Origin of the sequence: Haloarcula ordinaria, from assembly GCF_029338275.1 — an archaeon.
GTDB classification, from domain to species: Archaea; Halobacteriota; Halobacteria; order Halobacteriales; family Haloarculaceae; genus Haloarcula; species Haloarcula ordinaria.
In genome coordinates, this window is the sequence record NZ_CP119789.1 from 268,118 (window position 1) to 293,386 (window position 25,269).

Sequence of the window (25,269 nt, forward strand, 5' to 3'; positions counted from 1 at the left end):
GGTACTACGACGGGGAAATCGAACAGCCGTCGACAGGCGGTCAGATCAGCTGATTCTTCCAGGTGTCCGGAGTCTCCTCGTTGATTATCTCCAGATCGAGGTGATACTCGAACTCCTTTGGCCCTTCACGCTCGATCCAGTCGACCATCTCCTGCAGTCCGTCACGGAGCGTATACTGGGCGTTGTAGTCCAGCATCTCGCGTGCCTTGTCGGCCGAGCAGTTGGCGAGTCGCACCTCCTGTGGCCGGTCTCGCTCGTAGATCGGGTCGAGGTCGAACCCGATAATGTCGGCGATGGTCTCGGCCAGCGTGTTGATCGTGATGAACTCGTCGTCGGGACCGATGTTGATCACTTCGCCGGTGACGTTGTCGTAGGTCGCCAGCTTTCGGAGCGGGCGCACGTCGTCCTGGATGAACGTGAAACAACGCATCTGTTCGCCGTCGCCGTAGATAATGGGTTGTTTTCCCTGTAACATCCGGTTGATGAAGATGGCCGCAACGTTCCGGAACGGATCGTTGTACTTCTGGCGCGGCCCGATGATGTTGTGCGGGACTGCGATGACGTACTCGAAGTCGTGAATCTCGGCCATCAGTTCAACCATCTCCTCGGCGGCGACCTTGCTGACAGCGTAGGGATCCTGGGGTTGGGGCTCCATGTCCTCGGTGAAGGGCGTCTCGTTTTCCCCGTACCGCGACATACTCGAGCAGTAGACGAAGCGGTCGACGTCAGTCGCAGCGGCCGCTGCCAGCGTCGCCGATGTCGACTGGTAGATGCTTTTGTTGATACGGGCGGGCGCGAACACGCTCAACCCTTCGTGGGCTAGTGCGGCGGTGTGGTAGACGATATCTGTTCCTGCCATCGCCTCCTTCATCGCATCAACGTCGTTACAATCGATTTCGAAGAACGTCGCCTCCTTCGGGATGTTAGCTTCGTAGCCGCCGACGAACGTGTCGTTTCCCGAGACGTCGTAGCCGCGCTCGATGAACTCGTCCGCGAGGTGACTACCAAGAAACCCGGCAATCCCGGTTATGAACACTGACTCTGGCATCGAGGATGAATTGCAATTAGCCAGTAATAATTATACGATGGTTATCAGGAATGTGTCGGACCCTGCATTGACGTGTGACGAGTAAGGGTATTACTATCACGCCCGAACTCAACCGATATTCGATATATCTGTAAAACGCAATATTTTGACGGTCTCAGAGCGTCTCCAAGCCAAATGGGTATCCTCAAGCTATCACGGGAACGAGCATCTGAGGGCTGGTGTTCCGGTATCTGATACATAACAATACAGTTGCCAAAGTTCCTCTGGACCGAACTCATGGACGCAAACCTATCAGGGAGCACCGTACTCGTTACCGGTGGTGCGGGCTTCATCGGGTCCTTTCTGACCGAGGAACTCGTCGAACTCGGCGCGGACGTCCGAGTCGCCGACAACTTCTCGCGGGGAACCCCTTCGAAATTGGACAACGTCAGAGAAGACATCGAGGTACTGCCGGTCGATCTGACGACCCAGAAAGGCTGTATCGAGGCGACAGAAGGCGTCGACCACGTCTTCCACCTCGCCGCGAGCGTCGGCGGAATCCACTACATCAAGCAGGCGAACGTCGGCGGCCTCGCGCCCAGCGTGCTCATGAACCAGTGTATGTTAGAGGCCGCACGAATCACCGGCGTCGACCGCTTCCTGTTCGCGTCGAGTGCCTGCATCTACCGCCAGCAGCACGACGGCCTCAACCGCTTCAGTGAGGACCAGGCGATTCCAGCGAATCCCCACAGCACCTACGGGTGGGCGAAGATTCTCGGCGAAGTGGCCTGTGATGCGTATCACACCGACACCTCCCTGACGACCAGCAGTGTCCGTATCTTCAACTGCTACGGGCCGAGAGAGAGTCTCGATCCCGATAGCAGCCACGTCATCCCGTCGCTGTGTCGCAAAGTCATCGAAGCCGACCCCGGTGAATCGATAGAGCTGTTCGGCGACGGGTCACAGCAGCGCGGATTCATCTACGTGACGGATCTCGTCGACGGGATGATCGAGGTGCTCCGGACGAAAACCGACGGTGAACCGATAAATCTGGGGAACTCGAAAGAGGTCGTCAGTATCGAGGAACTCGCGGCGACGATTATCGACATCAGCGGCAAGGACCTCTCGCTGACCTACGACCGGTCGAAGCCGACGGGCACCGACAAGTACGCCTGCGATATGACCACGATGAGAGCCGAACTCGACTGGGAACCGTCGGTCAGCCTCGAAGATGGCCTCGAAAGGGTCTACGAGTGGGCCGAACGCGAACTGGACGCCGATCGGCCGGTTGTCTCGGCCGACGGGGGGCGACGATGAGCGACTGGGACGGAGAGCGGGTGCTGGTCACCGGCGGTGCGTCGTTCATTGGAAGCCATCTCGTCGAAGACCTCGTCGCGGCAGGGGCGAACGTTCGCGTCGCTGACGACTTCTCCAGCGGCGAGCGAGCCAACCTCGACGGCGTGCACGACCGCGTCGACGTAGTCGACGGTGACCTCACCGAGAAAGCGTTTGCCGACGAGGTGACGCGCGACATCGAGACCGTATTCCATCTCGCTGCAGATCACGGCGGTCGGGGATACATCTCGAACTATCCGGCCAACTGCGCGACGAACATGGCGCTCGATAACATCGTCTACGAATCCGCCGCGAACAACGGCGTCGAACGCATCACATTCGCGTCCAGCGCGTGTACCTACCCGACCGACATCCAGCAGGAGCGGCGACCCCTACGTGAGGACATGGTGAGCTTTGAGGAGCGTGGCGGCGCGTACGCCGACGAGGTGTACGGGTGGGCGAAGCTCATGGGCGAGCGCTCCTTGCAGGCGTATCACGAACAGTACGACATCGACGCGAGCATCGTTCGAATCTTCACCGCATACGGCCCCCGAGAGAACGAGACACACGCGATCATCGCGCTCATGGCGAAAGCGTACGCCCAACAGGACCCATACCAGATCTGGGGGGACGGTGAACAGACCCGCAACTTCACCTACGTCAAGGACATCACGCGAGCGCTCCGTCTCGCAGCGGAGAATATCACGGACGCCACGCCGGTGAACGCAGGTATCGGCCGTTACGTCACCATCAACGAAGTCGTCGACGCCATTTTCGACCACCTCGGTTGGGAGCCCGATGAACGCGAGTATATGACAGACAAGCCAGTCGGCGTTCGTCATCGCGCCGCGGACACGACCCGAGCCGAAAACCTGCTCGGCTGGGAGCCGGAGTACACTGTCGAAGACGGACTCCGCCGCACTCTCGAGTGGTACACCGGCGCGCGGGACAGAGCGTACGTGAGAGAGAACCTCGAGACGCTGTTGCACGAACGATAGATGTCGGGGACGGAAACAGAGTACCTGCTGGTGACCGAGTACTTCCATCCAGATACCGCGTCGACCGGCCAGCTGATGACCGACCTCGCGGTCGGCCTGCAGGAACGCGGGCTGGACCTGTCGGTCTACACCGGCCAGCCCAACTACCACAGCGGGGAGAACGAGCGACAGCCAGTCCGGTCGGTCCACGAGGGCGTGTTTGTCAGGCGCATTCGTGCCCCACAGGTCCGACAGTCCTCACTCGTCCGTCGCCTATTCAACTGGACCGTCTTCACGGCGTGGATGTCCGTGGTGCTCCTGTTCGACCAGACAGACAGGGAGCGCGAACTCGTCTTCGTCACCTGCCCCCCGTTCCTGCCGGCAGCGATGTGGGCCGTCTGCCGCCTCCGAGGCTGGGAGTACACGTACATCGCCTACGACCTCTACCCGGACGAACCGGTCGAACTCGGGTACCTCAAACGAGGTGGCCTCATCCATCAGGGCTGGGAACTGCTCGACAGGTACGCGTTCCGCGACGCGAAGCACGTCGTAGCGCTGGGCCCAGTGATGCGGGACCGTATCGACGCCAAGGCCGGTGACGGCTTCGACGCCGGAAAAGTCGAGATCATCCACAACTGGGAGGACGAGTCGTTCATCACGCCGCGGGAGAAGGCAGATAACTGGTTCAGCCGGGAACACGGCCTCGTCGAGACGTTCACGGTATTGTACTCCGGCAACATGGCCGAGTTCCACGACCTGGAGACACTGGTTCGGGCAGCTGCTCGATTGGACGACGCCGACGTACAGTTCCTCTTGATCGGTGAGGGGGACAACAAACAGCACATCGTCGACCTGGCCGAGGAGCTGGGGGTCCGGGGCGAGAGCGTCACCTTCCTTCCGTACCAGCCGTGGGACGACCTTCCGTATAGCCTCACGTCGGCAGACGTCTCCGTCGTCACGGTCAAAGAGGGGTTCGAGGGAATCGTCGTCTCCAGTAAACTGTACACGTCGATGGCGGCGGGCCAACCGGTGCTGGTCATCTCGCAACCGAACGACGACGAGGGTCGTATCGTCAGACGATTCGACGCTGGCTTCAACGTCGAGCAGGGGGCGGTCGAGCAGGTCGTCACTGCCATCGAGCAGTGGCTGGCCGACCCACACCTCGTCGACCGACAGGGGGATAACGCGCGAGCGGCGTTCGAGGAACACTTCGTCAAAGACGAGGCAGTCGACCAGTATCACGAAATGCTCGCCGGTACCGCACCGCGCGTGGAGGTGCCCGCCCGATGAACGATACCGTCGAGAACGTGCTGCTACTCACCTACGACTCACTCAGGTACGACGTCTGGAACGAGATGCGCCCGTCGCTCACCGCCGGCCCGCAACTCGAAAGCGCCGGAACGAGTCTTGACCGTGCGTTTGCCACCGGCCCCGGGACGACGCCGTCGTTCCCGGGGATGTTGACCGGGACGCTCCCGCTGTCGTACCACGGGCTCGGTCCACTCACCGAGGACCGGCCCCGGGTCGCGGCGGAACTGCGAGCGCGAGGGTTGACAACCGCCGGCTTTCACAGCAACCCGTTCCTCTCGACGCACTTCAACTACGACGTTGGCTTCGACGAGTTCAGGGACTACCAGAACCCGTTGATGGGGGTCGCGACGAAGATATTCCCCCGCGGCATCGAGATAAACAATCCGAGACTCAAGCGGGTCGACGAGGTTGTCAACCTCACCGGCCTGATAAAGAGTGCCTACCGCCACGTGCAGGGGAAGGCACGACCCTACGTCAGCGCCGAAGTGATCACGGACGATGCAGTCGAGTGGCTCGAATCCACGAGTGACCCGTTTTTCTGTTGGGCACACTACATGGACGTCCACCACCCATGCCATCCGCCTCGGGAGTACCGAGCGGCCTACGGAGTCGAGGACGTCGACAGCGAGACGGTTTCCGAGCTCTACTCCGCTCTGATAGGCGACTCGGCGTCGCTCACCGACGACGATCTCGAGACGATGGCGGCGCTCTACCGGGCTGCGATAGCGTACGTCGACGACCAGATATCACGGTTGGTGCAGGTGTTGAAACGGGAGAACCGCTTCGAGGAGACGCTAATCGTCCTCACGTCGGATCACGGCGAGTTGTTCGGCGAGTACGGACAGTACGGGAAACCCGAACGGATGTACGACGAGCTCATCCGGGTGCCGCTTGTGGTCGTGAACAGTCCGCCATCGCTCGAGCTCCCCGAGGACGAACTCGTGAGTCTCCTCGATCTGCCACCGCTGTTCCACGAGGCACTGGGCACAGACGTCCCAGTAGCCTACGAGGGGATCGTCCCCGGGAGCGAGTCCAGATCACACGTGATCGCTGAACACGAGGTCGACGGTGACAGGGTCGTCGGCGCTCGGTCCGATGCGTGGCTCTACGAAGTCGACGAGATTCTCGGGGAGCACCGTCTCTTCGAGACGGGGTCGATGCAACAGGTCGACCCGGACGCCCCAGACGCAGCACGAATTAGAGCGGTCGTCGAGGACAGACTCCAGTATCTTCGCGCAGGGACGGCGGGCGATGGGGTGCCATCGGCAGGCGACAGTCGACTGGACGACGATGTCGAAGCTCGTCTCGAGGACCTCGGGTACCGATAACGACTATGTCACGCAGCATCCGTGCCGGCAAAGCGTTTGTTCGGATTCCAGCAATGGCGTGGTCCGCGATTCGACAATTCTGGAGCCGCGACATCCTCACGACCGGATCGCTGGCCGTCTCTCGCATCAGAGACGCCGTACGACGCCACTCGCTGAACCACAGACGACACACCGACATTCACTCGACTGCGAGGGTCGATGCCACCGTGCAAGTCGGTACGAACGGGACCCTTGCAATCGGACGAGAGAGTTCTATCGGCCGGTACGTGGTCATCGGTCCGTCTGGTGGCAACGTCCACATCGGAGCTGACTGCCTGCTTAACGTCTTCGTGACGCTGATCGGACACGGCGACATCCGCATCGGCGACGGCGTGCTAATCGGTCCGCATACAACCATCGTCGCGGCTGAACACGGCATCGACAGGGACGCGCCAATTGCCACACAAGAGATATCCAGGGCCGGCATCGAGATCGGCGACGATGTCTGGATCGGCGCGAACTGCACGATTCTCGACGGCGTGACCGTCGGTGAGGGGGCCGTAATCGCGGCCGGAAGCGTCGTGACGAAGTCGGTGCCGGAGTACGCCGTCGTCGCTGGCGTCCCGGCAGAACAGATTGCGATCCGGGAGTAAGCTGGCACGCATCAGTGATTCGATGACGCACGGGCACGGCAGAGCACTGGAAAGCAGTTGTTACTGAAGCCAGCAGGCGAACAGTATCGAGCGACGATGTTACCCCACGGCCACCTCGCGGTCGGCTACCTGCTGTTCTCCGGCTACGCCCGCGCCACGCGTCGACGCCGACCGGAGTTCCGTGAAATCGCCTTCGTCATGCTTGGGACCCAGCTCCCGGACCTGTTCGACAAACCGTTGGCGCTGCTGGGCGGGGGATTCGCGGGCGGACGGACGGTGGGGCACTCCATGATATTTGCAGTGCCGTTCGTCCTCGCTGTCGGCGTGTTGATTCACGGCCGGACGGAAGCGTGGGGACCGGCCGTCGCCTTCGCCGTCGGCTACGTTTGTCATCCATTCGTCGACGCGTCGCTGTTCTTACTCCAGGGAACGGTCGCGAAAGACTTTCTCGAGGTATCGTTCGTCGTCTGGCCGCTGACGATTCCGGGCCCAGCCATCGTCAGCGCGCTGACCGGTGTTCCAGGCCTCAGTGATCTGATCGCGATCAAGCCGGTCTGGACGGCCCGCCATCTCCCGACGGCACCGGTAATCGGCTGGTGGATTCGAGCCGCCGAAGCGGTGCTAGCACTGCTGGCGGCGATTGTCTGGTGGGCGGACGGCGTTCCGGGCATGGAGAAGCTTCCCGACGGTTGGATCCGGATATTCGAGTGAAACCGCTTCGAATGGTGGTGACTTGGTGGGTCGATAGTGGACAGGCGAGATGAAGGTGGTGTCCTAGTTGAAAACCAAACGTCTGCGGCGAGATTGTGGCAGTTTGTTCCAGTGGAGGCCGAAAACAAAGAGCATTACCGGAGAGTATTAGCTCACTTCCGAGACTATGCACCGACTAAATAAGAGCTGTCACTGCGGGGACACACCTATGCAAGACATCACGATAGTCGGTGGCGGTATCGCCGGTTGCTCGACCGCGTACCTGCTGAGCGAACGAGGATACGACGTCACCGTCGTCGAGAAGGACGCGATCGGGGGGCTTCTCAGGGAGATCGAGCTGGCGTCGGGCTATCACACAGATTCTGCACCACACCTCCTCTTCTTCGACGAAGATGAAGAGGCCATCGTCGGCGAGCTCTTCTCGGAGTTTACCGATCTCGACCCGCACTCGTTTTTCGCGAAGACCTACCCGACGAACGACCTCACCGACCCGCACGACTATCCAGTGAGTAAAGCGAACATAGACCGCTGGGACGACAGCGATCAGATCCGCGAAGAGCTGGCCGAAGCTCCGGGGAAAGCCGACGTAGATTACTTCGACGAATTCGTCCGCCGACAGGTCGGTCCGACGCTGTTCGACCGGTATTACGACAGTTACACCGCGAAGCACTGGGGTATCGAGCCCTCGCGCATCACTGGCGACTGGTTCGATTTCAAGATCAATTTTCCGGACGGCGAAGACTCCTTCTTCGACGGCGGTGCGTACTACCCGGCGAAGAAGTACACCGACGTTCTCAACGAGATGCTGGCGGACTGCGAGGTGATTATCGACGGCGTGACCGGACTGGAGACAGATGGGGCCCACGTCGAAGCGCTCACAACCGAGAGCGGCGACCGGATCGGCGGCGACCTGTTCGTCAGCACTATCGACCCGAGCATCCTCGTCGACACCGACGAGTCGCTGAACTACCGGAGTATGGTCATCCACAGCGCCCACATCGAGGCCTCCGAACGCCTGTTCCCGGACCACGTCAACTGGGCGTACTTCCCGAACCACCACGACTTCACCCGTATCACCGACTACGACTTCACGCCCCAGGACATCCCCGACGGCGAGTACCTACTGACGACGGAGTTCCCCTGTTTCCTCGGCGACGACGTCTGGCCGAATCAGCGGTCGTGGTTCGACGACGCGCTCACGTCGTTCATCGAGAACCAGGGTATCGACGTCTCACTCGTCGCCTCCGAGATACGGCGTGCCCCGAGAGCCTACCCGCTCCCGGTCACCGAAGAGATAGAACGGTTCGAACGAATCAACAGCCAGCTCAGCGCCTTCGAGAACGTCGCGAACCTCGGTCGCGTCAGTACCTACGAGTACATCTGGATCAAGGACATCGTCCAGCAGGCTTACGAGACTGTCGAGGAGCTCACAGCTCCGGTTCATCCCTGAACAATGAGCGACTACGTCCTCTCTATCAACCCCTGTGTCAATCCACTCGGCTCGCATGATCCGAGCGCCGTGCTCTTCGAAGACGGAGACCTCGTCTACGGTATCGAAGAAGAGCGATTGATTCGGCAGAAACACGCCACGGGGAAGTTCCCCGCGGAAGCCATCGAAGCCTGTCTCGACTACGCTGACATCGATCTTGCCGACGTGGAACGCGTGACAATCCCGTGGGAACCCGATCTTTTCAGACAGGCACTGGGAGTGACCCTGCGAGAAGCGATTTCCCTCCCGGATACGATTCCGACCCGGTTTCGACTCGCCGGCTGGGGGATGCGGTACTCGCTGGGGCCGTGGCTCGCTTCGACAAGCCCTATCGAGAACCATCTACGGGAGATAGGCGAACCCGTCCCGCCGATAGTGACACACCCGCACCACCGCTCGCATGCCGCCAGCGCCTTCTTCCCGTCACCGTTCGATCAGGCCCTCGTGCTCACCATCGACGGCCGTGGCGAGTACGACGCGACGAACGTCTGGTATGGTTACGACGGCGGCCTCGAACACGTCCGTGAGTACGAGTTCCCGAACAGCTGGGGCTTCCTGTACGCTGCCGTGACGAAGTTCCTCGGATTCCGCCCGTGGAACGGCGAGGGAAAGGTAATGGGGCTGGCACCCTACGGGAGCCGAAACTCCCAGATAGAGTCCAGCCTTCGACGAGAGATAGACACCAGCGCGAACTACGACGTCACCAGTCTCGTCAACGGCAACGTCAGGTTCACAATCGATCGGTTGGAGAAGATACTGGACCGCTCGCGGCGGAAGGAAGCCGGTGAGTTCACCCAGTGGGAGAAAGACCTCGCGTACACCGTTCAGATGCTCCTCGAAGAGACCGCGACGAACGTCGTCGAGGAGTACTGTCGCGACCTCGACCTGCGGAACGTCGCGCTCGCCGGAGGCGTAGCGCTCAACTGCAAGATGAACAAGCGCGTGATGGAGCTGGACTGCGTCGACCGGACGTTCGTACAACCGGTCGCAGCCGACGCCGGTGGGGCGGTCGGGGCTGGGATGCTCGAATACGAACCAGGAGAGATAGCCCCGATGAGCACGGTCTACTGGGGGCCGTCCTACGACACAGCAGGTATCGAAGAGACACTCCAGATGAACAAGGTCGACTACCGGAAGGTGGACGACGTGGCCCGGACTGTGGCCGAGCGACTGGCCGAGGGTGCACTCGTCGGATGGTTCCAGGGGCGCCTCGAGATGGGGCCACGGGCGCTCGGCAACCGGAGCATTCTCGCCGACCCCCGGACGCAGGAGTCACTCGACCGTGTCAACGAATTCGTCAAGCATCGCGAGGAGTGGCGGCCCTTCGCGCCCTCGATGCTCGAACGGGCGATGGGCGACTTCGTCGTCGACCCCGAGCCAGCTCCGTACATGATCAAGACTTTCGAGGTAACCGAGAGCGCAAGAGAGACCATCCCGGCGGTGCTCCACCCGGCCGACGACACGACGCGGCCACAGACCGTCCGCGAGGACCAGAACCCGCGTTACCATCGACTCATCGAGGAGTTCGAATCGATAACCGGCGTTCCCGTCGTCTTGAACACGTCGTTCAACGATCACGGCGAACCGATCGTCAACCGCCCCAGCGAGGGCATCAAGGACTTCTTCGGGATGGGGCTGGACCTGCTAGCTATCGAGGACCTCGTCGTCGAAAAGTGAGGCCAACTGTTTCAATTTATTCCAGGTGCGCACTCGGCGCGCGACGACTGCTCAATCGAGGTATCCGAGTCCCCGTAGCTGCTCCTTAATTTCGTCCGAGTCGGCGGCAGAGTAGGTGTCCACCTCGCCGGCCTCGTCCCGACTCTCCCGAAACGACGGTTCCAACGGAACGTCGAGTCGCTCCATCGGAACCTCTCCGTCGACATTCTCCGGAAGGGCAACATCGGACAGCGAGAGCGCGAGAGGGAAGACATCGAGGATAGAGCGGCGACGGACCTCGTCGCGCTCCGCAAACGAGGGACCTGTAGTTATCAGTATCCCGTCCTGTCGGTGCTCGCCGATGCCGTTGTCGCTGAAAAGCTCGCCGCCGTTGAGTCCCGTGTGGACTTTACAACGCATCTCATCCATGATGAACACGATTTCGGGAGCCTCCGCCTCATACGGGCCGGAAAACACCTCTTCGCGGGTCTTAAGTTCCGTGACCAGCGGTTCGTCTCGGTCGGGGTGTCGGAGCGATTCCAGTTTTGTCTTGAGTTCGTCCCGGAGTTCTGGCACACGGTCGGGGGGGACTGTGCCGTTCGGATGGACGTCTTCGGTGTTGAGAAAGATGACGTTCTGTTCCGAGCCGACGTACGCGGTCGTCTGATCCCACCGAATCTGTTCGGAGAGGACCTTTTGCTCCCGCTCGTCGGCGGCCGGAACGGTTCGCTTCGCGACATCGAAGACGGGTTGTGGGAGAAGTTCGCGAACGTCGCCGACGCCCAGTCGGTTTTTCATCCGGAGTAGGTTTTCCCTCGTGAATCCCCCTTTCCGGAGCAGTCGCCGAGAAAGGTCGATATCGGAGTCGCTATCGAGTGCGAGATACCCCTCTTTGCGGAGCCACTCGACAACGTGGAAGCTCCGTGTCCCTTTGGCTCCGTGACCGTGGTCGCTCATCAGGATGATGTTTGTCTCGTCGGGAACCTGTTCGAGCAGTCCGCCGAGCGCCTCATCCTGTTCGATGTAGGTTTTCCGAAGTCGTGCTTCGTCCTCGACGAGATAGTGACCGGCGATATCGGTCGCGGTGAAAACGCCGAAGAACACGTCGAGGTCGTACATCGAGAGCAGCGTCTCGAACGCGCGCTTGCGGTGCCGGATAGCTGACTTCATCTCCTCGAACACCTTCTGGTTCGAGAACTGCTTCAACTCCGGCCCCATTGAGGTCGGTTTCACTTTGTACGTCGTCCCCAGCTCCGCTTCAAGCTCAGTGAGTACGTCCGAGGGAGCCGCTGGATTCGTCCGGTTCGGAATCGGCCAGCCGGATATCATAAACCCGTTGTCGAGTTCCGTCGGTGGGTATGTCTCGGGGACGTTGACGACGCCACAGGCGACGCCCGCTGTGTCCAACGCCTCCCAGAGCGTCTCTGCGTGGACATCGGTCAGATTGAGTGGAACTCGCTCGTAAGAGTTCTCTTTCCGGCGTGTAAATCCGAAACAACCGTGTTTTCCACCCTGCTTGCCGGTGAACATCCACTGCCACGCTGGCGACGATAACGGTGGATCAGACGACCGAAGGCGGCCGTAGGAGCCGGACCCCATCAAGCGGTCGAGGGTCGGGAGATCGCCTCTCCACTGTTCGACCAGCGTGGGTTCCAACCCGTCGAGCCCAAGGATTAGTGTATCCATCGTCTCTGTTATCGTACTGACAGTGGTAAATATATTCTGAATGATAGGTGTTGATTAACCGAGTTAGGAGCCTACTAAGCCGGTGAACGGGATGCAATAGTACTACCGTCCGAGCATGATTCGCCACGTACCCACTCACTCGATTAATGAGTAAATCTTCTCTTCGTCGACCTCTCCCAGCGAATACAGTACCGCGACGTATCCGGCAAACCCAACGAGCAATGCAATTGTGACACGGAGTGCGGTGTAGGAGTCCGACACGTAGAGTACCGCCGGCGGGGTCGCCATCAACGCCCCACCGACTATCGCATTCCGGATGGTGGATGTTGGCAGTGTCCACTCCAGATGCCGCTTCGAGAAGTAGTACACCAATAGCGCGTACGTGGAGTAACTCACAGTGGTGGCGACGGCAGCACCGAGGTACCCGTAGAGCGTAATAAGCGGGATATTCAAGAGCAGATTGACTACGACGGCAGTCAACGCCGCGGCAGAGATGAGCTTCGTCTGTTCGCGTACCTCCATCGTAATCTGCCCGATATTCGCAAGCGTCAGAAAGAGAACGCCACCGGCGACAAATGGGATGACAATGTATCCTTCCAAATAGGCATCGTCAAGCAGAACTGAGCTGAGTGTCCGACTTAGAAACGCTGCTCCGATGAACGCGGGAACGGCAATGAGGACAAAATACCTCGAAAACCTAGTGATGAGTCCCGCCACCTCTTGCTCGTTCGATTCCTCCAGTGTGTTCATGATTATCGGATAGGCCGCAGTAATTATCGGAGAGAACACTAGCCGGATTCCACTATCCGTAATCTGGTAGTTCGAGGAGTAGATTCCAACAGCGGCACTCCCACGTAATAGTTCGAGTAACACGCGGTCAGCTTGACTGAGGAGCGGCACACCAATCATCCAGCCGAGCATTGGGACCCCATATCGGGTGAATCTGCGAACCACCTTTGGGTCGAGGCGTGGTCGAAGATTGCTTCGACCCAGCTTATATGCCATCAAGAGGACGGTGACCCCAGTTGCGGCGACAGCACCCCAGATCCAGCCCACAATGTGATTCAAGACAAGAATCGCAAGGAGAAGCGATAACGCCAGTTTGAGCAGCGACTCGAATATTCGATATCCCATCACGCTCTTCGACTGCAGCGTCGTCTGGAAGAACCACTTGAACGTCTGAAAGAATCCCTGAACGACAATCACGATTAGAACAGCGAAGTAGAAGGGACGGAAGTCACCCAGTTCAGCGCCCCAGAGCACATACCCAGCAGTCCCTAACGCGACGAGAGATAACGCCGTAAGCGAGACCATCGAGATAGCGTTTCCAACGACGACGTCGTCTCGCATCTCGGCCGCGAACCGGTAGACGGATTTACCGACCCAATCGAAACACAGTGTGCTGAAGATTCCGATGAAACTGGCCGCCAGCGCGTACCGACCGTAGGCTGCCGGCGGGAAGAACCGCGTGAACACCATGAGCGCGATGAGACTCGCGACGGCGGGAACCAGTTTCGCGATGGAATAGAGACCGAAATCTCGGACGAAGCGATTGAAAACGCTGTTTTTGTCCTCTGATTCGAAGTGGGTCATCCAGTTCGCCCTGCGCAAGGCTGTCAAAAAAGTATGGTGTGTGGAATCGGTAGTGTTTACTGTGGAGTATCGTGCCAGCGAGCGAATCTCTGCAACCACTTCGACTGTTTCCGGTTCGCGAGGATGAAGCGATTCGAAAATGACGGAGTTCGACGTTTCAGCTCTCGAACAATCAGTTCGACAGCGTTCCGTTTTCCGTGTCAGCGCCTCTGAAATCGAAATCCAGCTCAGGGGATGCAGTCTATCGGTGTTAAGCCCCATCAGCGAGAAAGATGGTATTTGCGCCCGTGTATTTTTACGAAGTTCGCCGAGAAATGGTTCTCTAAGAGCGGTGGTAGTCGTCGAAAAGAGACGGAGGTGAAGCAAGTGGTTCGTCTCCGGGCCAGCCGCAGCGTACAGCCAGAATTGCTGGTGCTGTTCCGACTCAGTGGTTCGTCGGTCGCAATCTGATTCGGAGGCCTACTGAAGTCGAGCAGAAAGTCAGCGTTCCATCTCCGATGGAGACACACATTATCGAGAACTTCGACAGTACTCGGCATCGGTAGCTCCGTAGCGTGCGCTCGAATAGATCACCGGCATGCGGGCGTACGTATCCGCTCGCACTCACAAAATCCGAATCAATCCAGCCATGCTATCTACGTAGGCGATTTCTGCCAAAGACATCAACAAAGTTGTTCGCCGGGCATTTCGGCCGTAACTAAACTCGACCGTGGAGTCTCGATACCCGCACGAGGTATAGCCGCGGTAAATGGGAGAGAAGTATCGGCTACGCGCCGATATTGAGGAGACAGCGACGAAGAATGAAAAGGTGAATCTCTTGAAATGTTGTAACGGTTACTCCGTGAGCTATGTCTGTTCCAAGTTGTTGATCCGGTCGGCGAGGTCCTGGATGTCCGCTTCGATGCTCTCGAAGTTCTCGTTGAGCGGGATATGCCAGTCGTTGGACCCGGCTTGTGGCGTATTGTAGCCGCCGTAAGTCGACGTACTCGTGTCGTCCGTTGTATCGGACGACGTGTCGTCGGTCGACGTGTTCGTGAGCTGTTGGCTTACGATGGATTGGTACATGTTCGACGCGTCTGTGAGGGCAGTGCTATCGGGGTGAATCTGGTGGCTCCCACCAGATGCCGATGCGGTGTTCCAATACGCCTGCAGCTCCCAGCCCTGTGAGATCCCGTAATCGAGTAACTTCTCAACGAAGTAGGGGTTGTCTCCGCCACTTGGATTCGGATACGCGTTGGTCGCGACACCCCACTCGGCAGTTCCGAACCGATTCGCGCCACGCTCGGCGCCGAAGTTCTCCCACATCTGGATTTTATCTAGGATTACGACCCAAGCGTCCTGCCAGAGCTGTTCCAATTCGGAGTCAGAGAGGCCGCTGATATCGTCAGGATACGTCCCGCCCTCCGAGTCGTAGAGAGACGGCGTAATAATCGGTGCTGGCTCCCCACTCGGCCACTGTGCGGAGTCGACAGGCCAGGCGTCGGGCGCGACGCCGAGGCGGTTTCTGGCTGGAGAGAAGCAGAAGTCGAAGTTAGCGCCGGAAACGGACTGCATGACGTCGACACAGCGGGCAAATCCGTCGGCGTAGTTCTGCGGGTCCGACGGGTACTTGCTATTCCACGAGAGGTTGAATTCGTGGCTCATTCGGATAATCGAATCGCCCATGCCCCTGTCGACGAGTTGCTGGGCGAAGTTGCGATAATCCGCGTCGAACTCGCCACTTGCGGCTCTCCCGTATTCGTTCCGGTTCGGACCACCGAACTCGTAAGCGATTGCTAACTGACGCGAGCTGTTCCCGAAGAGACGCTCCATTACGTCAAGTCGATTCGCTTCGTCCCAGGTGATGCCGTCTATTCCATCGTGGAACAGATTTTGACTATACGTCGTTGTCACAACGTCGACCTGGTTGCCAAGCCACTCTTCGGCTGCGAGGAGGTCCGACTCGGTGATTGTGAGAAGTCCGTGTTTCATGACGGCTGCCCCGTGAGTTTCGTTTGCGTGCTGTGCTGTCTCACTGCGTTCGCCAGGTTGCGTGTGGTGTGGTTAGGTTCAGTCATGGTCTGGTTCTGAAATCGGCTTTTGACTTCCATCACGGTGTGTATCGTCGAGGATATGGGCGCTCGTGTCCACGCGGAGATGACAGGACCCGATGAATCGGCGTGTGTCTCGACTTGTAGTAGACCGATCGCCCATACCACCTTGTTCGGGAGGGATACCTTCTGAATTGAGTCTATTATCATAGTATGTCAACTCAGCAACTGCGATATGGTTAGTAAAGAACCAGTCACATATTTTTTTAAACGTCACACGCACAGCGTAGTCACGCACCAAGTACGACCCTCAGCTCAACTGGGCGCTCCCTTGACGCATCTACCGAGCAACTCGCTACGCGAGCTTTCTCTCCGCGGCAGTGGGCGGCGGTCTACCGAGGGAGTCGTGTTTAGTGTTGAGCATTATGCAAGAGTGCGAAAGTCTGCAACCAATTTTCGGCGGTGTCAGGTTTGACGTGGCTGCGGCAATTCGAGAACGATGAGGGTCGGGGGTGCAGTTCTCGAACAATCTGGTCGGCGGCGTTCCGATTTCCGTGGCGCGCATTTGAAATCGAGGGAGAACTAAAGGAAGCACAGATTGCAGAATTAAGCGTCATCAGCGAGAGAACAGTGGGTTCGACATCGTGGTATTGCCGCAGTTCGCGCAGGAAAGATTTCCGTGAGAGCTGTTGTAGTCCCCGAAAAGAACTGGGCGTAAAGCAGTTCGGTCGGCTACGGTTGGCGACCTACAGCCAGAACTGTTGGTCGCTAATGCGAATCACCGATTCGACGAGTGCGATTTGATTCGATGGTTCGCCAGATTCAGGCTGTAAATCAGATTTCTGCACCCGATCTGGTAAACACCGCCACCGGGGGACGCAAAGATTTTCACTCTGAAGTTCATATTAACTCATTGAAAAGAAGAGAGAAGATGCGTACGTATTCCAAGATTCAACTCGAGAATCGCAGACCTATAACGGGAACAACCGAAGACACAGAGATTCGTCCAGTGAGGCCAATACCGGTCGCAGAGGCCAGTAAGCGTGGAAGCGGGGGTAGTAGTCGGTTTATGCCGGATTCCATGCGTGTCAGGACCGAATCTGGTACCGAAGAATAACCCGTCGACAAGGACCCGTACGAAAGTTGAGATACCTATAATGACAGATTCGGATACCACGATTCCAATCTCTCGGCGGACTGCACTCAGACGCGGAGGGACGGCAATGGGCTCGCTCCTGCTCGGAACGCTTACAGGATGTAACACGGACGACTCCCCAGAAGGAAGAGAGCAGGAGACAGAAACAGGGCAGCAGACGACAGAGACAGAGCAACAGGTGACAGAACCCGTTCGGAACGTCGGCGTATTTCTCGGGAGCGACGAGAGTCTTGTCGAGTGGGAAAAGTGGTTCGGTCGGAAGGTGGACTACTATTCGTTTGCGCTGTTCCACGACACATGGGCGGATTACAGAATCGACAACTGGCCGCTGGAGGTGCCCATCGAAAGGTTACAGGACGGCCGAGAGATCGTTCTATCCTTCGAGATGTTCCCCCCGAGTCAGACAGAGATGACCGCAGTAGCGACCGGACAGCACAGAGCGAAATACCGTCAGTTGGCATCAGAGATGGTCGATCATGGTATCGGAGACGCACACATACGATTTGGCTGGGAATTCAACGGACGGTGGGCCGCCGACGGGGCAGTCGGACGGCCAGAGATTTACACCGCCGCGTGGAGAAACGTCGTAAGCGCCATGCGAGGCGTCGACGGTGCGGAGTTCTCGTTCATCTGGGCCCCGAACATCTGGAGGAAACAAATGGCGCCGACGGACGCCTATCCAGGTGACGAATGGGTCACTGAAATCGGGCTCACGATGTATGATAAGGGCGACTACTACCCATATCCCGAGCAGTGTGACTCGAACTGCGTCGCAGAGCGCAGACGACAAACGTGGCAAGACATATTGGAAGGACGGCAAACGTACTACGGACTGAACTACTGGGCTAGCTTTGCCAGGAACCACGGAAAGCCACTCGTGTTTCCAGAGTACGGTGTCTCGTCGAGGACAATGCAGAATGCAGGCGGTGGTGACAATCCAAGATTTTTCGAATGGTTCGCAGATTGGATGAGCGAAAACAGTGACGTCGTGGCTTGGCACAACATCTGGGGTTGGGTCGCGGGACCACACTACCTCGGCCCGGAAGAGTTGTACGAAACAAAAGAGTACACGTATATGAACGACGCCTCCGAGGCGTTTAGGCAGTTGTTCAGCTAGGATGGATCCTACCGTTTAGAGATAGCCGAGCTTTTCTAGTTGGTCGTCGATGTCGCGTTTGGGGTCGTCGACTCCCGTCCGCTCGAACTCGGGCGTGTACTCGCCGGTGTCTTCGGCGACGGTTTCGATCCACGGCACCTCCCGAAGTACGCGAAGCGGAATCCCGTAGTGGCCGTAGATTCCCCACTCACCGATCGCCTCGCCGTGGTCTGAACTGATGACCACGGGATCGGCGTCGATGCTGTCGAGTAAAATTTCGACATATTCTAAGACGTAGTGAAGGTTATCCCGGTACTGCTTCCACTTCTCCGCCTTGGAGACGTGACCGACTCGGATATCCCGCCACTGGTTCAACCATTTACCATGGAGTTCGGTTTCGAAGCCGTCGAAGTGCGGAATAAACGGATGGTGCGGTTGCATGTAGTGGACAATCATCCGCTCGGGGTCGTGCTCGCGTTTGACGGAAATCGCTCTGTCGGTGAGATACTGCGGCCGGAATAGTTCGTCGTCGTCTTCCCACGCGTAGCGCCAGACCTCGTCGAGTACGGCGAAGTCGTTCTCGTCTAGATAGATGTCGGTGTGCGGATTCCCAGTGACGACGGCCGTTTTTCGCATTTCGTCGGCGTACTCGTCGACGAAGTTCTTCTCAAGCCACTCTGCGGAGTTACTTCCGATAGAGTTGTGAGTCCGATATTTCTCGAGAAACGAATACTCGTCTGCGACTTCGTCCATCAGATCCGTGCGACATGCATCGAGAATGACCAGCACTTCCCACTCACGTTCGTAGATGGGGACGCCGTAATCATCCTGAAAGTGCTCGAAGAGGAGTCGAATAAATTCGGCGTATCCGTCGTACGTAACCCGTTTCGTCGCTGTGACGTAATCTTCGTTTGAATAATATTTTCTGGCTCTGTCAAGTCCTTGTATCACCCGGTCAATATCTGTCATCTCAGATATAAATCATCCTACACCGACATATATATGCGGGACGAACTTCCGGTTAGTCACAGCCAAATCGCGGCACCTGCCGGGAGAGCAGCTTAACCCGCTCGGTAGGAGGTTTCTACCATGTTGGCCACAGACAAGGTTCGAGCTGAACTGGTCACCTCTCGGCGAACTCAGAGTTGACTGTGCGACCGAAAATCACGGTCGTACACGTGGTCCAATACTGCCGCTCCGGTTGCGCGAATCATGTCTCGCTCGGACTTTGCCACCCAGAGGAACAGTGACCCAACCGTCTGAACGAGAAGAGAGAAGACGAAAACCAATCGTTCCGCAAAAGAGAGCCGGCTCGATGCGAAGCGTAGCCGATTTCGGTACGTGTGGTACGTCAGAAACGGCGAGTTCGTGGAGGTCATCCCGGTCTTGTGGTAGATAACAGAATCCGGGTTGATGAGCACTTTCCACCCATGCTCCCGAGCTTGCCATGCGAGGTCGATATCTTCCATCCCGATGAAGTAGTCTTCATTGAGGACGTCGTGTTCCCGGATAAATGTCGGTGAGAGGAGGAGCAGACAGCTCGGAATATAATCAGTTTCATACACATGCTCTCGCTTCGGTACCTCTCGGAGAATCGTCCGCCCGCCAAGTGCCAATGGGAACCGGACGCCTGCATTGTGGACTTCTCCGGAGGTCGCGTACAAGTTTACGCCGCCGACTGCGGCGACCCGTTCGTTGCGCTCCGCCGTCTTGACGAGCGGAGTAAGGAAGTCCTCCGTGACGACCGTATCGTTGTTCAACAGCAGCACATAATCTGTATCCCGTTCGAGTGCACGTTCGATGCCGACGTTGTTTCCGGCCGCAAATCCGAGGTTCCGATCGTTGAAAATGAACTCACACCACGGGAATTCGTTCGCGAGTCGATCCCCGGACCCATCGGTCGAGCCGTTGTCGACCACGATCACGTTGGCATTCGGATAATCAATCGACTCGAGGGAAGCGAGGCACTCGGCGGTGTCGTCGTAGCTTTCCCAGTTGAGGATGATAATATCAACTGCTGGCCAGTCGGTTCGCTCGGTATCAGAGAGCTCGTGTGCATCGCCGTGGCCGCTCATGTGAGTGTAATCATATAGTAGAATTTGGAGAAGTATAAGTAGGATATTAATTATCTGAGCGGAGTCGAGGTCGTCGAAGTGAACGGCCGGACGCTTGTGACGAAGTCGGGACGGTATCCGAAAGCGGCTCCGAACGGTGACACAGCTGCCAGGTAGAATGTACTTACTCACGCATGACGGACGGTTGAGCAGACGACAGTACGGTCCTCTTGGTGGATATACTCGGCCGCCGAGACGCCACTGTGAAACCCCCGAGAAACCGACCGCCAGCTCCCCCGGCACTCGACAGTGCGAGGTTAATCACTGACTGTTATTATGAGAGGCCATGCAATCATGGCTCTGATGGCAGTGGATGGCAAATGGACACGAGTAGGGCCGCTTCGGCCGCCTTCTGACCTCGTCGTCCTCGCACTCTTCGTTGTGACAACCGGGGTGGTCATTTTTGTGCCACCGTTGAATTCAACACTGCTCAGACCTGCACTGACACTCGTTTTTGTCCTCTTTGTACCGGGCTACGTCGTCGTCTCGGCACTGTTCCCTCGGGAACGGTTGACGAAGGGCGACCAGGAGAAGATAGACAGCTACCTAATCGGGAGCCGAAAGTCCAGTCTCGGTCGGTTAGAACGGTTCGTCCTCTCGTTCGGGGCCAGTGTCTCGCTCGTCATCCTCGTCGGATTAGTACTCGGTTTGACACCGGGTAGACTCAACCGCGTCACGCTGTTCGTGGTTCTCGCCGCGTTCACGTTCCTCGGGAGCCTCGTGGTGATGTGGCAGCGACTGAGGGTCCCGTCGGACGAGCGGTTTCGTCTCTCGTTCGGTCCAGTAATCGAAGCAGTTCATTCCGGGGTGTTCGAACACCGGAGCACTGTTGAAGCGGTCGTAAATGTCGCACTCGTCTCAGCAGTATTACTCGCTGTGATAACCGTCGGCGTGGGACTCGGCCAACAGGAGGAGGCGGGGATTACGGAGTTCTATCTCCTCTCCGAGAACGAAGACGGCGAGTTCGTCGCTTCGGAGTACCCCTCCGCTCTCACGCGCGGAGAACGGCACTCGTTTGCCGTAGCGATAAACAATCAGGAGGGCGAACAGCGGGAGTACACGACCGTCGTCCTCCTCCAACGCCTGCAGACAGGTGACGGAAGCGCCGAAGTGACTGCGAGGACCGAACTACACCGTTTCGAGACGACGGTCGAAGATAACGAGACCCGGCAGATCGAGCACTCGGTCACTCCAAAGGTCACCGGCGAAAACTACCGTGTGGTCTACCTGCTCTACGCCGACGAGCCACCGGAGAGACCAACTGCCGAGAACTCATACCGGAATCTCCACCTCTGGGTCGAAATCGAGAGCGATCGCTGACGGAGACTCACTGGAGTTATAGTTCAAGGCCAACACTTGTGGGGAAAGAGACGGACCACGCGACAGTCGATTATTGAAGGAGGACTGCCATATCAAAGCACCTCTTCACTAGAGCGCTCACTGGACAGCTCGTGCTTCGACGTTGCATATCGAATGTTGTGTCATCGAGTTTGAAGCGCCTCTCCATCCTCCCTGTCTGCGACCATGCCAACCTCCCCAGTCGTGTATACCTTATTCTCGGTCTGGACGAAGTCCCGCATCCAGTCCTCTGAGACGAGGAAGGTAACGAGCGAGAATTTTTCCGGGATCAGTCTGAGGCTGTGATCGGGCCACCGTTGTCGGTACAGGAGAAGGTCACCACTCGTTTCGATGTGATCGTCTTCGCTTGTGAACCCCGTCGCCTCAACGCCGTATCGACCGAGGCCGATATCCGAGTGCCAGTCAGTTCCGACCGTCACGTCCCTTTGTTCGATGAATCTGGCGGACTGTTCAAGGCTTCTCATCTCCACGTCGGTGAACTCCTTTTGCTGCTCGGGCAGGGTCCGCGACTCCCAGAGGTCAGGGCCGGCGTGAAGTCCGTAGAGGTCGTCAGCCGCGACGACAGGGGATGCCGTCGCGAGTAGTACGAACACGAGGACTGCCGGAACGAATTTGCGGGTCGAGGTACTGGTGACCGAGAATAGCCTGGTAAGCCCGATACCGACGACGAAGGCGACGAAGACGCTCAGCGGTAGCTGGAAGCGTTTGATACCGACCGCCGCGATAGGCGTTCGAAGCAGTACCACTGAGCCCAGAAGCCCAACCAGTATAAACGCCATCGGTCGCTTGTATTCAGCAGGTTTCGAGAGTAGCATCACGACACCAAGAGCGAGAACGCACACGAGTCCGATGTTGTAGATACCCCCCGAGCTAAAGAGGCTCAGTATCGCCTCGCTTACCGATGGTTCCGGAATCGCCAGTCCGACAGCCTGTATCGACGTGCCTGAAGCCGATTGGCTGACCACCCCGGCGCCGCTCACTACTGACCGAATCGACCAGATAAGCGGCTCGATGAATAGGCCTTCGAGTACCCAGTAGAAGAAGCTTCCAACCACCCAGACGAAGAGTGGTATCACATGCGGTCGGACGGCTTCTTCGACACCGAAGAGGCGGGTAGCGAGAACCGGAACGGTCACCAAGACAAGGATTATCGGGACGAACAGAACGACCGTGAGATGGTGCGTGAACCAGATCGACACCACGATCGGCGCGGCGAGCAGTGCGTGCAGTCCGTATTCGTTACCAACGACGGACGAGCGAATCGTGATAAAGAGGAGAATTAACACCGACGCGAACGCGAACGCTTGAGGGAAGAAGTATGTGCTGTGGACGTGAATCGGAGCGAGTATGGAGGCTGCGAGTGCGACAAAAATCGCGATAGTAGTATCTCCAGATATCCAGCGAGCGATGAGATAGACGGTACAGAGCGTGAAAACGTAGGTAAGTATACCGATGAGAATGAACGAATCGTACGCTGAGAGTCCAGTGAGCATGCTCGCCGACCCGAGTAGCGTCTGGAGGCCGGGGAAATAGTGGTAAAACGATTCCTCGGGAATCGCCAGCCACGTGCCGTTCGAGGTGATTAAATCGACGTAATAAACGTGCTTGGGGGAATCGCCCTTCCCGAAGTAGAAGTCCGTCGCAAGGTATTTTGTCACCGGTGAGAGCGCGAAAAGTCCGAGAACCTGAACGAGCAACCACTTCGGCGACACCTGCTGGTGGATTTCCACGACGAGCAGTGCGTATCCGATGGGCAGAGCCAGTAGCAAGACGCCTGCTCGTGCGGTTGACGGCGCGAGCAGCGCCGTTTGTCGGGCACCTGCGACGACAGCGATAGAAAGGGCGATGACTGTTAGAACGAGCTTGGGCCAGAGTCTGGGGCTTCGCTGTTGGACCCCGGAAAAGAGCGAACGAGGGCTCAACGTATCGGTTCCGTAGTATATTCCGGCCGCGAGGGCGATGCCGAAAAAGACGTACCCACTTTTAATCCCTACCACCGGTCCTAATACTTCGAACGCCAGCAGAGAAGCCAGCAGCGCAGTCAGCAGCGAAATTCCGATGAACAATCGCTGGGGTGTCGATCGCTTCACGTAGTCCATCCGACTGTACGAATCAGGGTCTAAGATATAATAATGCGTCAATTAACGAGAAAGGGCGACTCTTCTCGGGCATCCCTCCCGCGTTCTTCCCCGGGACGATAGGCGTTCGAAGGAAATTATCAGAAGGGAGTAGGAACCGATGAACTAGGGTTTTTCACGGCATAATTATACGATTTCCTCTAATCCGTGTCAGTAGCTAGTTACTCGATAGTATCAATGTCCAAGACAACTCATTCAACACGGCAGACAATAGACACAGGAACGCTCGAAGGGGTGACCGTCGGCATTGTCGTCCAAGACAACTTCCCGGTTGACAGGCAGGTCCGCGCAAAGCGAATCGCGCGCACCTTAGACGATAAGGGATCAGAGGTGGTCGTCTTCGCCCGAAACACAGGCAGCGATCCCGCCCGCGGTGACATCGACGAAGAGACGCGTCCGAAGACGGAGCGCCTCCCGTACGCACTCGTCCGACGATTCTCCGTGCTCTCGTCGACACCCCTGTTCAACGTCGTGACGGCAGCGATTCCGCTCAACCCGGCGTGGATACTCTGGTCGGTGCTCGTCTTCTCGCGCCACGACGTCGATGTCGTGGTTGTCTGTGATCTACGAACGGGGATTTCGGCGGGCATCGCGGCGAAATTACTGGGTCTCCCGGTCGTTCTTGACCTCCGAGAGAACTACGTCGGCCTCGCGAAGAGTCTCCCGGCCGAGACGCTAGTCGACCGTCTCGTCCAGAACGAACGGCTGATAGCGGCACTCGAACGATCGACGATTCGACTGGCCGACCTCGTATGGGTCGTCGTCGAGGAACGACGAACTCAGTTAGTCGAGGAGGGCGTCCCGGCATCGAAGCTCGTCCTCGTCAGCAACACGCCGGAACTATCGCCAGACGACGGACTCGAGGAAACAATGACCGTACCGTCGAACGAGTTCGACTGGCCAGGATTCACGCTCGTCTACGTCGGCGTCCTCAACGAGTTTCGTGGACTCGACCTGATAGTGGAGGCTATCGCGCACCTACAGCACGACGACAGCGACCAACCAGTCCACTTCGCGATAGCGGGTGACGGCCCACACAGAGCGCAGCTGGAGCGCCGGTGTCGGTCACTCGGTATCGAAGACCAGGTGACGTTTACTGGTTGGATAGACGCAGAGCGCGTTCCAGAGTTCCTCGCATCCGGGGACCTCGGCGCCATTCCCCACCGAATAACGCCACTGACGGAGCAGACCGTCCCGAACAAGCTCTTCGACTGCATGGTCGCCGGACTGCCGGTGTTGACGCGGGATGTGACGCCAATTAGACGGATCGTCGAGGCGGAGAACTGCGGCTGGATCCTACCGAGCGACGTCACCCCCGAAGAGGCCGCCGTTCAGATACGCCGGCTGACGACGGAAGACCTCGAATCAGTCGGTATGAACGGCCGGAAAGCCGTCGAAAACCGATACAACTGGTCTCGCGACGCCGAACGAGTAACTGAATCCCTTGCCCGGTTGCATAAGCAGCAAGCCTAACTGGTGGTCTGTCGACTGTAAGTAAGCGGGCATTGGATTTGCAAGTTCTTAATTAGTAAAAAACGTCTGCATAATTAACCAAGGGTCGCTGAATAAACCGCGCAACTGCTCAACTACGTAGATAGTCCATCGATGAGTCAGGTAAGGCTTCGATGGGA

General features: G+C 58.0%; 18 protein-coding genes. 11 read left to right on the plus strand and 7 right to left on the minus strand.

Features of this window, described 5'->3' with window-relative positions; genetic code table 11:
• Positions 1-40 precede the first annotated feature (40 nt).
• Positions 41-1,048, minus strand: coding sequence for an NAD-dependent epimerase/dehydratase family protein (locus P1L41_RS01445; protein WP_276297107.1), 1,008 nt, complete (start codon positions 1,046-1,048; stop codon positions 41-43).
• A 276-nt stretch (positions 1,049-1,324) separates the two neighbouring features.
• Between P1L41_RS01445 and P1L41_RS01450 the strand changes: the two genes are divergently transcribed.
• From P1L41_RS01450 to P1L41_RS01485, 8 genes are all read left to right on the plus strand, one after another.
• A complete protein-coding gene (locus tag P1L41_RS01450) occupies positions 1,325-2,344 on the plus strand; it encodes an NAD-dependent epimerase/dehydratase family protein (RefSeq protein ID WP_276297108.1) in 1,020 nt (339 codons plus the stop codon).
• A complete protein-coding gene (locus P1L41_RS01455) occupies positions 2,341-3,360 on the plus strand; it encodes an NAD-dependent epimerase/dehydratase family protein (protein WP_276297109.1) in 1,020 nt (339 codons plus the stop codon). Before P1L41_RS01450 ends, P1L41_RS01455 begins: the two co-directional genes overlap by 4 nt.
• Entirely contained in the window at positions 3,361-4,629 is a 1,269-nt protein-coding gene (locus P1L41_RS01460) for a glycosyltransferase family 4 protein (protein ID WP_276297110.1), read from the plus strand.
• Positions 4,626-5,978 (plus strand): sulfatase, encoded by a 1,353-nt coding sequence (locus P1L41_RS01465; RefSeq protein WP_276297111.1) that lies wholly within the window; start codon positions 4,626-4,628, stop codon positions 5,976-5,978. Before P1L41_RS01460 ends, P1L41_RS01465 begins: the two co-directional genes overlap by 4 nt.
• A 206-nt stretch (positions 5,979-6,184) precedes the next feature.
• Positions 6,185-6,610, plus strand: coding sequence for an acyltransferase (locus P1L41_RS01470; protein WP_276297112.1), 426 nt, complete (start codon positions 6,185-6,187; stop codon positions 6,608-6,610).
• Positions 6,611-6,706: 96 nt separating this feature from the next.
• Positions 6,707-7,321: a metal-dependent hydrolase gene (locus P1L41_RS01475; RefSeq protein ID WP_276297113.1), complete on the plus strand. Its 615-nt coding sequence runs from the start codon at positions 6,707-6,709 to the stop codon at positions 7,319-7,321.
• Positions 7,322-7,529: 208 nt separating this feature from the next.
• The gene (locus P1L41_RS01480) at positions 7,530-8,771 is read left to right on the plus strand and encodes a protoporphyrinogen/coproporphyrinogen oxidase (RefSeq protein ID WP_276297114.1); all 1,242 of its coding nucleotides are present in this window, start codon (positions 7,530-7,532) and stop codon (positions 8,769-8,771) included.
• Positions 8,772-8,774: 3 nt separating this feature from the next.
• Entirely contained in the window at positions 8,775-10,487 is a 1,713-nt protein-coding gene (locus P1L41_RS01485; RefSeq protein ID WP_276297115.1) for a carbamoyltransferase family protein, read from the plus strand.
• A 51-nt stretch (positions 10,488-10,538) separates the two neighbouring features.
• On the opposite strand, the gene P1L41_RS01490 is transcribed toward P1L41_RS01485, so the two are convergent.
• The 3 genes from P1L41_RS01490 to P1L41_RS01505 all read right to left on the minus strand — a co-directional run bounded on the left by P1L41_RS01490 (position 10,539) and on the right by P1L41_RS01505 (position 15,716).
• Complete coding sequence (locus P1L41_RS01490) at positions 10,539-12,152, minus strand: alkaline phosphatase family protein (RefSeq protein WP_276297116.1); 1,614 nt, start codon at positions 12,150-12,152, stop codon at positions 10,539-10,541.
• Between the two features lie 135 nt (positions 12,153-12,287).
• Positions 12,288-13,745, minus strand: coding sequence for an oligosaccharide flippase family protein (locus tag P1L41_RS01495; RefSeq protein WP_276297117.1), 1,458 nt, complete (start codon positions 13,743-13,745; stop codon positions 12,288-12,290).
• A gap of 846 nt (positions 13,746-14,591) precedes the next feature.
• Entirely contained in the window at positions 14,592-15,716 is a 1,125-nt protein-coding gene (locus tag P1L41_RS01505; RefSeq protein ID WP_276297118.1) for a hypothetical protein, read from the minus strand.
• Positions 15,717-16,998: 1,282 nt separating this feature from the next.
• Between P1L41_RS01505 and P1L41_RS01510 the strand changes: the two genes are divergently transcribed.
• Positions 16,999-18,048, plus strand: coding sequence for a glycosyl hydrolase (locus P1L41_RS01510; RefSeq protein WP_276297119.1), 1,050 nt, complete (start codon positions 16,999-17,001; stop codon positions 18,046-18,048).
• A gap of 15 nt (positions 18,049-18,063) precedes the next feature.
• On the opposite strand, the gene P1L41_RS01515 is transcribed toward P1L41_RS01510, so the two are convergent.
• Entirely contained in the window at positions 18,064-18,996 is a 933-nt protein-coding gene (locus P1L41_RS01515) for an alkaline phosphatase family protein (RefSeq protein ID WP_276297120.1), read from the minus strand.
• 170 nt (positions 18,997-19,166) lie between these two features.
• Positions 19,167-20,102, minus strand: coding sequence for a glycosyltransferase family 2 protein (locus P1L41_RS01520; RefSeq protein ID WP_276297121.1), 936 nt, complete (start codon positions 20,100-20,102; stop codon positions 19,167-19,169).
• A 333-nt stretch (positions 20,103-20,435) separates the two neighbouring features.
• Between P1L41_RS01520 and P1L41_RS01525 the strand changes: the two genes are divergently transcribed.
• The gene (locus tag P1L41_RS01525) at positions 20,436-21,461 is read left to right on the plus strand and encodes a DUF1616 domain-containing protein (RefSeq protein ID WP_276297122.1); all 1,026 of its coding nucleotides are present in this window, start codon (positions 20,436-20,438) and stop codon (positions 21,459-21,461) included.
• Between the two features lie 161 nt (positions 21,462-21,622).
• On the opposite strand, the gene P1L41_RS01530 is transcribed toward P1L41_RS01525, so the two are convergent.
• Positions 21,623-23,599 carry a hypothetical protein gene (locus P1L41_RS01530; RefSeq protein WP_276297123.1) on the minus strand — a complete coding sequence of 659 codons (1,977 nt, stop codon included), beginning with the start codon at positions 23,597-23,599 and terminating at the stop codon, positions 21,623-21,625.
• Between the two features lie 273 nt (positions 23,600-23,872).
• Between P1L41_RS01530 and P1L41_RS01535 the strand changes: the two genes are divergently transcribed.
• On the plus strand, positions 23,873-25,111 hold the full coding sequence (locus P1L41_RS01535; protein ID WP_276297124.1) for a glycosyltransferase family 4 protein: 1,239 nt from the start codon (positions 23,873-23,875) through the stop codon (positions 25,109-25,111).
• Positions 25,112-25,269 lie beyond the last annotated feature (158 nt).